The 10,040-nt window shown below is 75.1% G+C and carries 8 protein-coding genes; 1 reads left to right on the top strand and 7 read right to left on the bottom strand.

The window, feature by feature from the left end; all coding sequences use genetic code 11:
• Positions 1 to 74: 74 nt before the first annotated feature.
• From HD597_RS14220 to HD597_RS14190, 7 genes are all read right to left on the bottom strand, one after another.
• On the bottom strand, positions 75 to 254 hold the full coding sequence (locus HD597_RS14220; protein ID WP_185103968.1) for a hypothetical protein: 180 nt from the start codon (positions 252 to 254) through the stop codon (positions 75 to 77).
• A 46-nt stretch (positions 255 to 300) separates the two neighbouring features.
• Positions 301 to 2,061, bottom strand: a complete 1,761-nt coding sequence (locus HD597_RS14215; RefSeq protein ID WP_253742539.1) for a nitroreductase family protein — start codon at positions 2,059 to 2,061, stop codon at positions 301 to 303.
• Between the two features lie 34 nt (positions 2,062 to 2,095).
• On the bottom strand, positions 2,096 to 4,063 hold the full coding sequence (locus tag HD597_RS14210; RefSeq protein WP_253742538.1) for a TOMM precursor leader peptide-binding protein: 1,968 nt from the start codon (positions 4,061 to 4,063) through the stop codon (positions 2,096 to 2,098).
• Entirely contained in the window at positions 4,056 to 6,407 is a 2,352-nt protein-coding gene (locus tag HD597_RS14205; protein WP_253742537.1) for a hypothetical protein, read from the bottom strand. The genes HD597_RS14210 and HD597_RS14205 overlap by 8 nt, the downstream gene beginning before the upstream one ends.
• Positions 6,408 to 6,505: 98 nt before the next feature.
• A complete protein-coding gene (locus HD597_RS14200) occupies positions 6,506 to 6,904 on the bottom strand; it encodes a VOC family protein (RefSeq protein ID WP_253742536.1) in 399 nt (132 codons plus the stop codon).
• 40 nt (positions 6,905 to 6,944) lie between these two features.
• A complete protein-coding gene (locus HD597_RS14195; protein WP_253742535.1) occupies positions 6,945 to 8,582 on the bottom strand; it encodes a multicopper oxidase family protein in 1,638 nt (545 codons plus the stop codon).
• Entirely contained in the window at positions 8,572 to 9,000 is a 429-nt protein-coding gene (locus HD597_RS14190; RefSeq protein ID WP_253742534.1) for a hypothetical protein, read from the bottom strand. Before HD597_RS14190 ends, HD597_RS14195 begins: the two co-directional genes overlap by 11 nt.
• Positions 9,001 to 9,106: 106 nt before the next feature.
• Between HD597_RS14190 and HD597_RS14185 the strand changes: the two genes are divergently transcribed.
• Positions 9,107 to 10,018 (top strand): LysR family transcriptional regulator, encoded by a 912-nt coding sequence (locus HD597_RS14185; RefSeq protein ID WP_253742533.1) that lies wholly within the window; start codon positions 9,107 to 9,109, stop codon positions 10,016 to 10,018.
• The last annotated feature ends 22 nt before the right edge of the window (positions 10,019 to 10,040 follow it).

The following is a 10,040-nucleotide window of genomic DNA, read 5'->3' as shown; positions in this document are numbered from 1 at the left end:
ACGGCACGGGCGCCCTCGACCCTGCTCGTCATCCCGGTGGCCGCGTACGGCTCACCGGAGGGCCGACGCCGGCTCTACAGCTCCGGAGCCCAGCAGCTCATCGCCGTCAGGTACGACGAGCAGTAGCCCGGGGAGGAGGAGGCACCGGTCTCGATGGTGCCGTGGCCCTCCGCCACGATGGAGTCGGCCGACACGACGTCGATCGAGTCGACCTCCAGGCCGCGCAGGTCGAGCTTGAGGTTCTCACTGGACATGTGTGTCTCCTTCTGCAGTGTTCGTACGAAAAATGTTCGGACGGGGTCACGCCGTCGTCTGGCTGGGCACCACCTCCTCGTCGACCAGGGCCGGGATGGGGCGGGTCACCAGGGGCCCGCCGGTCGGTGGGGTGCCCATCGCCAGGAAGGACAGGCTCCGCAACGGGGTTCCGGCGAGGCCGAGCGCCTCGTCGGTGGTCTCGTTCGCGCCGTCGGAGTGGATGCGTGCGGCCAGGCCCAGCGCGGTGGCGGCGAGCGTGGCCCGCTGGGCGATCAGGCCCGCCTCCATCTGCTGCATGCGGTACCAGCGGTCGCCGAACGTTCTCGCGCCCGCGACCGGGTCGCCCACGGGGATCAGCACGGCGGCGGCGCCACGCAGCGCCACCCGCGTGTTGGCCAGCAGCGGGCCCGTGGTGACGGCCTCCGCGTGGGCGGCGACGGGCAGCTCGTGGAGGGTGTGCCGTTCGGGGTCGTACCAGTAGGCGCCGCGCGGCAGGCCCGCCACCCGCAGGGACAGCAGGCACAGCGCCGTCGCGGCGGGGCCCGCCGGGGCGCCGGGCAGGTCGGCCGGGTAGCCGCCGCCGGCCGCCGCCAGCACCGCGCCGAGCGCTCCCGCGGGGAACGGCACCGGGCGGTAGCCGGCCGTCGGGGACGCGCGGCGCGCCACCGCCCGCGCCGGGTGGGGGCCGGGCGTCGGCTCGGGAGCCGGGAGGATACGGGTTGCTCGCACGGGCGGCCGCGGCCGCAGGGCCCGGTCGCGGGAGCCGGTCTCATCCGCGGAGCCGGGTTCGTACGGGCTGATTTCGTACGGGGCGGTTTCGTCCGGGGCGGTTTCGTCCGGCGAGTTGGTCGCGTCCGGAGAGCCGTTGTCCGAGGGCTCGCCGCGGGAGGCGAGCGTGCAGGCCCGGTGCAGGGCGGCGGCGGGGCCGTCCGGCATGGGCCTGGGCAACGGCCTGCTCTCCCCCGCCATCGGCCGCGACGCCAGCCGCCGCGCCAGGGACGGCGCCGGCGGCTCAGCGGCGCGCGACGCGGCGGCCCCGGTGAACGTGAGCACGGCCAGTGTGGCCTCGCGGGCGCCGTCGAGGCCGAGCAGCCGGTCCAGCTCGCCGTCCGGGAACCGCAGATGGGCCCGGGCCGAGAGGCCCAGCCGCTCCCCCACGGCCAGCGCCTGGGCGATGAGCACGCCGGTCTCCTGGCAGATCAGGCGGTAGCCGAAGTCGCCGTACTTGAACATCGACCGCCAGAACACCGCGGACAGGACGATCACCAGGTCCGCCGGAGTGCCGTCCGCGATCAGGCCGGTCAGCGCCGGGACGTGGTCGCCGTCACGAAGGCGCTCCAGCACGTGATGCACCGGGTCGTAGTGGTAGAGGGCCGCGGGCAGGCGCGGCTGCTCCCCGGTGCGTAAGGGCGGCTCGGCGGCAGGCGAGAGCGGGTCGGCGGTGGGCGAGAGAGCTTCGCCGGCGGCCACGTACGCCTCGATGGGGTAGAGCCCGCCGCCCGACGGCGCGGGCCGGCCGGTGAGCAGCAGGGGAGGCCGCCCGGAAGGCTCGCCGCCGTCGTCCAGGTGGTGGGACCACACGATCCGGGTCAGGCCGAGCAGGTCCCGCAGCAGCTCGCCGGCCAGGCCGAGGGCCTGGGGCCCGCCGGCGGTCCAGGGCAGCCGGACACGTTCGGCCCCGGGGTAGCGCTTGTGCCGGGTCGGCGCGGCCGCCCAGTCGATGGACAGCGGGCCGCGGTTCCGCATGGCGGCCAGGTAGCGGCTCGTGGCCGTGCCGGGCGCGCTCGTCGCCGTGGTCGTGTGCACGCGGGATCTGCCTCCTTCCTTCGGCGGTGAACGGTCAGGGGAACGGGTGCGGGTATGGGTTCAGCTCCTCGGGCCGCAGGTCGCGGTCGCGGTGGCCGAGGATCCTCGGCAGGCCCGGCAGCCGGGGCAGGCCGTGCAGGCGCCGGTAGCGGTGCCCGAACGTCATGGGCACCGTCCCCGGCACGATGACCTTCGCGGCGTGCATGCCGCACGCCCGCGCCTCGGGCGAGGTGATGTCGACGGCGATGACGTCGAGCCCGCCGGCCAGGTAGCGTCCTGCCAGCTCGGCCACGTCCGCGCACAGGTCGTCGTGCTCGGGCCACGCCGCCCGGGCCGCCACCTCGGCCGTCGTGAGCGCGGGCCCCTCCAGCGACAGGAAGCCGAGCCTGCCGAACGCGTCCGGGTGGGCGTAGGTCAGGGGATGGTGCTCCAGCAGCCGTACCTGGTCGGAGTCCGTTACGAGCCGCGCCGAGGACGCCGGGTCGTAACGTTCGACGTGACTGGCCAGCATGGGCCCGAGGTCCTCCAGCGCGCGGCGCAGGGCACGTTCGGGATCGAGGTGCGAGGCGGAGCCGCACAGCGCGCGCGGCCGGTCCGGCCGGTCCAGGGCGTCGACGGCCATCACCCAGAACACCGGCACCCGCTGCTCCATCAGCGCGGCGAACGCGTGCACGTCGTAGCCGAGCCGGTCCCGCACCCGCTGGGCGAGCATCGGGATGCGGCGGTCGGCCGCCGAGCCGAGGTCCACGCGCGGGACGGGGATGCGGGCGTACCAGGTGGCCAGGGCCGCGTCCCGCTCGGCCACCTCCAGCAGGCCGTACAGGATCGCCTCCGCCGGGTGGCCGCCCAGGGCGCAGCCGTTGGAGCACTCGTAGGCGAAGCCGAGGTCGTCGCGGGGGCGGGGGCCGAAGAAGGCGTAGCTCTCCGGCACGAGCACGGGGGCGTCGCGGCCGAACGAGTACGCCCACACCCAGGTCGTGGGGCGTTCCGGGGCGAAGCGGGTGAACAGGAAGCCTGGCTGGTCGTACCGGTCGTCGGGGTAGAGGCCCAGCGTGCGCGGGTCGAGGGCATGGTCGGCGACGTCCTCGTACGCTGCGCGGACGGTGGTCCGGCGGCTGCGGGGGTGGATGCCGGCGATGCGTTCCAGGGCCTCGGCCACGGCGGTGGCGCGGGCCGAGGCGAAGTCGTCGCTGCGGCCGTAGCCGTGGTGGCTCTCGTGCTCGGTGCGGGCCGGGCTGAGCCGGGCGACCGCCATCGGGCCGCCGCCGCGCTCCTGCGCGACCAGGGCCTGGACGATGCCGGTCTCCGCGTCGACGAACCGCCGCTCCAGCTCCGCCTCCCTGCCGGTGATCCCGCCGATCCGGTACGTGCCCGGGTCCGGTTTGGGCGCGGAGCGCGGGACGTACAGGCCGGCGTGCGGGCCGTCGTCCTGGCGGGCGCCGCAGTCGGGGCAGAGGGGGTCGGGCAGGAACGTGTGGCGGCGTACCTCGGCGGTGGGCAGGCGGACCCTCAGCAGCGCGCCGGCGGTCCGCGCGGAGCCGGGGTCGCGCCGCAGCCGGTGCACCTCGTCGGCGACCAGCGCGGCGACCGTACGCGAGACGAGCGGGGTGAGCAGGCTGGTGGGCCGGCAGTCCAGGGTGTCGCCCCACTTGGCACGCAGCGCGTCACGGGCCCGCGCGTCCGGGCGGTTGCCCGCGCGCCTGCGGGCCACGCAGGTCGGGCAGCCGGGGCGGGACGGGCGGACGGCGGGGCCCACCAGCGCCCAACCGGCCTCGACGCGCACCGGCAGCCAGGGCACGTCCCGCTCGGCCGCACGCCGCGCCACCGCGGGATACGGCCGCACGTCGTCGGCGTCGCTCACGACGACGATCGCGCCGCCGCCCGGTGCCACGGCGGAGGCGAGGGCCGCGCGGATGGCCGTGTGCAGGCGGCCCTCACCGAGGACGGTCACCCGGTCAGGGCCCGCGGTGGACGGGACCGGGGTGATGGTGGCCTCAGTCATCGAGCAGGACGACTCGGGTGACGAACGGCAGCAGCCGGGACGCCTCGCGGTCTCCGCCCAGCGGCACCGCCACCGGCACCTTGCCCGCGCGGCGCAGCGCGGTGGCCATCGTCCGCACGGCCTCGGACGGGTCGCCGTCCGGTGGCCAGAGGGGGGCGGTGGCGGCGTACGCGGGTTGGCGGGAGGCGCGGGACTGCCAGCGGAGGAGCAGCCGTTCCAGGCCGTCGCGCAGCGCGTCGGGGACGGTGGCGGCCACCGACACGACCGTCTCCAGGCTGGGGGTGGTCAGGGTGACGGCCGGGGCGCCCAAGGTCGTCGTGCGGTCGTGGATGAGCGGTGTTTCGCCTGCCAGGACGAGCTGCCGCAACCACGCCTCCGCAGCCGGGTCATCCCGCGGCTCCGCCAGCACGCCCGGCACGACCGGCACGCCCAGCATGCCCGGCACGCCGGTGGCGGCGGGCTCGGCGGCTGCCAGGCGGGTGGCCAGCAGGTGCTCGCAGTGGGCTCGCAACCCGGCGGCCACCGCCTCCGGCCAGCTCAGCCCGGCACCGGTGCCGACCGGCGGCTGACTCGTGCCGATGCCGGTGCGCTCGCCGATGCCTGTGCCCGTGCTGGTGCCTGCGCTGGTGCCTGCGCTGGTGCCCGTGCTGGTGCCCGTGCCGGCCTGTGCGCGCCGCGTGCCGGTGGCGGGGAGGCGGAGGTCGGACCGAGGTAGGGGGCGTGGGCGTCCGTCCGGCAGCTCCACACCCCAGGCCGGCCCGTCCTCGCCGGGGTCGAGGGCGAGCAGGCCGTACGTGGCGAGGGCGGCGAGCAGGCAGCGCAGCCGGGCCGTCCGCTGGTCGGGGCCCCAGCCGAACGCCTGCGGTCTCGGGGTCCAGGCGGGCAGCACGCCGAGCGGGTCGGAGACGACCGCCTGGCACACCGCCAGCGGGGACTGCACGAGCGCCTGTTCGTCCAGCATGCCGAGCACGCCCACCCGGGAGTCGACCAGCTCGGTGGTGAGAGCGAGCAGCCCGTCCGCGTGCGGGGAGACCGCCTCCGCCGCCGCAACCGGCGGGGAGGTCGCCTCCTGCACGGCGACCGGCGCATCAGCCGCCTCCTCCACCGCAGCCGGCGCGGGGGAAGCCTCCGCACCCGGTCCGCGTGTCGCCAGCGCCTTCGTCAGTGCCTCGACCGCCTCGGGGCCTCCGGCGGGGCGGCCACCGGCAAGCGGATGGGGCAGGAACCGGTGCGGGAGCGTGTCGAGACTGCGCAGGTCGATCCGGGTGAGCGCCCGTTCCGTGCTGGTGTCGAGCCCGGTCACGTGAGAGAAGCAGGCGAGCGCCAGAACGGCGGCGACCACCGTGGGCACCGGCCCGACCAGCAGGTCCTCATCCGGAGCGGCCGGAGCCGCGGCGGGCAGCCCGGCCAGGCGATGCCAGCCCGACTCCCCCGCTGTCTGGGAGGGCCGCCTCACCTGGCTGAGCCACACCTCTGCCGGGCGTGCCAGCGCCTGCCCCAGCACGATCCCGGCCGCCTCGCAGGCCCGGGCCGTCGCCACCAGCTCATCGAGGTCCGCGCTGACCTGGAGCACGACGTCGGCGCCCCCGGCGATCGCCCGGCCGAGCACCCCGGCATCACCGGCGATGGAGCCCACCATGCCGGGGGGAGCAACCACGCCGGAGGGAGCGACCACGCCGGAGGGAGCGGCCAGGTCGGCCGGGCCGGCGTGGTCGGCCGGGCCGGCGTGGTCGGCCGGGCCGGCGTGGTCGGCCGGGCCGGCGTGGTCGGCCGGGCCGGCGGAGGAGAGGGGGTGGATTTCCTGGGCGGGGTCGCGGCGGGCGGCTTCGGCGGCCTGGGTGACGCGTTCGGGGTCGGGGCAGATCACGGTGACCCGCCGCCATCCCGCGCCGACACACGCCCCCGCCAGCGCCTCCACCAGCGGTCCCGATCCGGTCACCACCAGGCGTCCGCGCCGGATCCGTTCGAAGCGCGACTCCGGCGAGTCCAGCGCGTACCCGATGAAGGCGATCTCCTCCGCGTACGCCCGCAGCTCCGCCCCGCTCAGCCCGTGTGCCCGCGCCTGCCGGGCGTCCACCACGAACCGCTGCTCGGCCAGCCGCCCCACCAGTTGCTCGACCATGGCCCGCCGCTCCCCGGAAAGGTCCGCGGTGAGCTCGGCCAGCGTGTGGCGGCCGGTCAGCGCGGGCGCCAGCCGGGCGAGCCAGGCGTACGCCTGCCGCCCGCGCAGCGTGCACGCACCGTAGTCGCTGTGAACGTAGGCGCCGTCGGGGCTCTCGACGAACCGTACGTCGTCCCGTAGCTGCGGTCTCATGGCCGGATCGGCTTTTGGGAGCGCTCCCATGAGTGGGATGTTACGAACGGAACGCGTTTATGTAAACCCCAAATCACCCCTTTTAAGTACATTCACTGACGGTTATAATCACGAAATTCCACATTGAATTACGGAATGTCGCTTTCCCGATGAACGGCCTTTCGCTCCGCCTCGCTGCGCAGCACGCAGAACTCGTTGCCCTCGGGATCGGCGAGCACGGCCCACCCCATGCCGCCCGGCTCCCGGCGATCGGCTACGAGGGTCGCGCCCAGGCCCAGCAGCCGCGCGACCTCCTCCTCCCGGGTGGCCTGCGGGCACAGGCACAGGTGGAGCCGGTTCTTGCCCGCCTTGGGCTCCGGGACCTGGTTGAAGTGCAGCACCAGCCCCTGCCGCAGCAGGACCTGCGTCTCCTCGTCCCCCGGCCGGTCCTCGGGATGCAGGGGCGAGCCGGTCGCCGCACTCCAGAACCGGGCCAGCTCGTAGGCGTTCGCACAATCGATCGCCACATTCTGCACTGTCGACACCATGCACCCGATCATGCCCCACCATGGCCGGCCGCGGATCTCGTCAGATGATCTCCACGTTCGCCATCATGCCCATGTCCTCGTGCTCGGCGTTGTGGCAGTGGAACAGGTAGCGGCCGCGGTAGCCGTCGAAGCGGGTGATGATCTCCACCGCTTCGCCGGGCCGCAGGGAGACGGTGTCCTTGAGGCCGGCGTCGTGGGGCAGGGGCGGGCGGCCGCCGCGCGAGAGCACGCGGAAGCCGACCAGGTGCAGGTGCACGGGATGGTGCACGTCGGCGATCAGCCGCCACACCTCGACGTCACCGAGCCGGGCGGTGACGTCGGTCCGGGCGGGGTCGAACGGCAGCCCGCCGATCAGCCACCCGTGCCCGCTGTGCATCCGGCCGGTGCGGAAGGCGAAGTCGCGCACCCTCACGGCGTCCGACCGGCGCCAGACCGGCAGGTCCGCGGCCAGCGTGCCGGGGACGCGGCTCTCGTCGGCGGCCCTGCGCGCCACGCGGAAGGCCATGACGTCCCGGGTACGGCCGGAGCCCAGCCGGTTGAGCAGCCTCACCCGGCCGCCGACCGGGACGCCCGAGAAGTCGACGACCAGGTCGTACCGTTCGGCCGGGGCGATCGGCAGCAGCCGGTGCGCGACCGGCGCAGCGAGCAGCCCCTGGTCCGCTCCTACCTGGACGAGGTCCAGCCGGCGCCCGTCGTCGGCGACCGCTTCGAGCTCGTAGTGGCGGGCGTTGGAGGCGTTCAGGACGCGCAGCCGGTAGCGGGCTGCGTCCACCTCGTGCACCGGCCACGGGGCGCCGTTGACCAGGATCACGTCACCGAGCACCCCGGCCAGGTACGGCTCGCGCACGCCCGGCCGCTCCCGCAGGGCGGGATCGAGCGCCGGATAGGCCAGGCCGCCGTCGGCGGCGAAGGCCCGGTCGGCGATCATGAGGGGCAGCTCGCGCGGCCCCGCGGGCAGGCCGAGCGCGTCCTCGGCGTCGTCGCGGACGATGTGCAGCCCGGCCAGGCCGCGCCAGATCGCCGGGGCGGTGAAGTCCATCCGGTGGTCGTGGTACCACAGCAGCGCCGGCCGCTGGTCGAGCGGGAAGGCGTAGTCGCGCGTCAGCTCGCTCACCACCGCCCTCGGGTCGTGCATGCCGTGCCCAGCCCCGTGCCCAGCCCCGTGCCCAGAACCATGCCCAGCCCCGTGCCCGGAACCGTGCCCGGAACCGTGCTCGGCGTCCCCCGCCCACCCCTCGGGCAGGACGAGGTCGGTGGGGTACCCGTCGGAGCCCGCCGGTGTCCGCCCGCCGTGCAGGTGCACGACGGTCGGCACGGGCAGCTCGTTGCGATGCGTCACGGTGACCGGCCGCCCGCGGCGCGACTCGATCGTCGGCCCCGGGAAGGTGCCGTCGTACGTCCACAGCGGCGTCCTGACGCCGGGCAGGATCTCCGCGATCACCTCCCGCTGCACGATCTCGTACCGGCCCGCGCCGGCCGGTCCCAGCGTGCGCGGGATCGGCAGCGGCACCTGGTACGGGGGCGGCAGCGGCACGGCGCTGCGCAGCTCGGCGCCGGTGATCGCCGGCCGCCGGGCCAGCGCGGCCGAGGTGGACAGGCCGGTGGCCGCCACCAGCCCGAGCGCCCCGCCGATGCCCAGCACCCGCCGCCGGGTCAGGCGGCCATCGCTAGTGCGCATCGCGGGCCTCCCGCCCCGGCAGGGGCCGCCGCCAGACGTCGATGAACTGCACGACCAGCGCCGCGACGGTCATCACGCCCAGCGGGAGGTGCAGCCACAACGCGCCTTCCAGCCCGGCGAAGTACTGCACCGTCTCGGCGGCCACCACCGCCGCCGTGGCCAGGAACGGCCCGGACCGGCGCAGCCGTGCCCAGACCAGGATCGCCACGATGAGCTGCAGGTAAGCGATGGACGTGAGCACGTCGGCGCCGATCGCGTGCCGGCGCAGGCTGTCGTAGTCGCCGGTCAGATACACCCCGGCGAACACCGGCTGCCCGGCGATCGCCACGACGTGCGCGCTGACGACGGCCCGCAGCACCCACCCCGTCCAGTCCGTCGTCGGTGGCGTCCGATGCGCCCTGTCGGCCGCGGTGGCCATGAGGGGCCCTCCTCTTCGTTCCCGTTTCACGAGCACGACCGACGATATGCAGAAGCAGTTATGCTGTCTAAGATCAATATTGCTATGGTGTTATGCATCGGGAGTCATGGTGGACCTGAACATGCTCAGGCAGTTCGTGGTGGTGGCCCGGCTGGAGCACCTCAGCCGCGCCGCCGACGAGCTCCGCGTCGCCCAGCCGTCGCTGAGCCGTACCATCAGCCGGTTGGAGAGCGAGCTGGGCGCCCCGCTGTTCGACCGCGCCGACCGGCTGCGGCTGAACGCCACGGGCAGCCTCTTCCTCGGGTACGCCGAGCGCTCGCTCGGTGAGCTCGACGCGGGCCGGCGGGCCGTCGCCGACGCCGTCAGCGAGGGGCTGGGCAGCGTGCGGCTGGCCTCGGAGACGTTCCTCACCCTCACCGGGCCGCTGGCGGCCTTCAAGCGTGATCACCCCGGTGTCGAGTTCGGGCTGCACTGGATGGCGGCCGAGGAGATGGCCCGCCGCCTGCGGGCCCAGGAGGTGGACCTGTGCGTGGCCTCGCAGCCGATCCACGCGGAGGGCCTGGCGTCCGCGCGGCTGTTCGACGAGGCCGTGGGGGTGGGCACGCCGCTCGATCACCCGCTGGCGGGCCGCGACCGCGTGAGCATCGGCGAGCTCGCCGGCGAGCCCTTCATCACCGCCCGCAGGGGGCACTGGATCCGCCGCCTGCTCGATCGGCTCTTCGCCACCCACGGCCTGACCCCGAGGATCGTCTGCGAGAGCGACGAGCCCAGCGCGATCGCGGAGCTGATCAGCGCGGGGCTCGGCATCGGGCTCGTGCCCGGGTTCGCGCGCCGCGTCGCCGTGCGCACCCCCGGCGCCTGGATCGCCGTCGACGAGCCCGCCTGCCGCCGCACGGTCACCCTGTACTGGGGCGCCGACGACCACCTGCCGGCCGCGGCCCGCCTGATGCGCGCCACGATCATCGGCTGGGGCTGGAGCGACGGCGAGCCGCGGGAGCCCGGGAGCGGTCACCCGTGACGCGTTCAGGCGGGCGGGCCGC

Source organism: Nonomuraea thailandensis, from assembly GCF_024172165.1.
Taxonomy (GTDB): Bacteria; Actinomycetota; Actinomycetes; order Streptosporangiales; family Streptosporangiaceae; genus Nonomuraea; species Nonomuraea thailandensis.
The sequence above is the reverse complement of the archived record's forward strand: the minus strand, read 5'-3'. Positions and strand labels throughout refer to the sequence as shown.

Bases quoted from the DNA above. Each gene is read 5' to 3' on its own strand.
- HD597_RS14190 (WP_253742534.1), bottom strand. From the start codon at position 9,000: ATGGCCACCGCGGCCGACAGGGCGCATCGGACGCCACCGACGACGGAC.
- HD597_RS14220 (WP_185103968.1), bottom strand. From the start codon at position 254: ATGTCCAGTGAGAACCTCAAGCTCGACCTGCGCGGCCTGGAGGTCGAC.
- HD597_RS14205 (WP_253742537.1), bottom strand. From the start codon at position 6,407: ATGGGAGCGCTCCCAAAAGCCGATCCGGCCATGAGACCGCAGCTACGG.
- HD597_RS14210 (WP_253742538.1), bottom strand. From the start codon at position 4,063: ATGACTGAGGCCACCATCACCCCGGTCCCGTCCACCGCGGGCCCTGAC.
- HD597_RS14195 (WP_253742535.1), bottom strand. From the start codon at position 8,582: ATGCGCACTAGCGATGGCCGCCTGACCCGGCGGCGGGTGCTGGGCATC.
- HD597_RS14200 (WP_253742536.1), bottom strand. From the start codon at position 6,904: ATGGTGTCGACAGTGCAGAATGTGGCGATCGATTGTGCGAACGCCTAC.
- HD597_RS14185 (WP_253742533.1), top strand. From the start codon at position 9,107: ATGGTGGACCTGAACATGCTCAGGCAGTTCGTGGTGGTGGCCCGGCTG.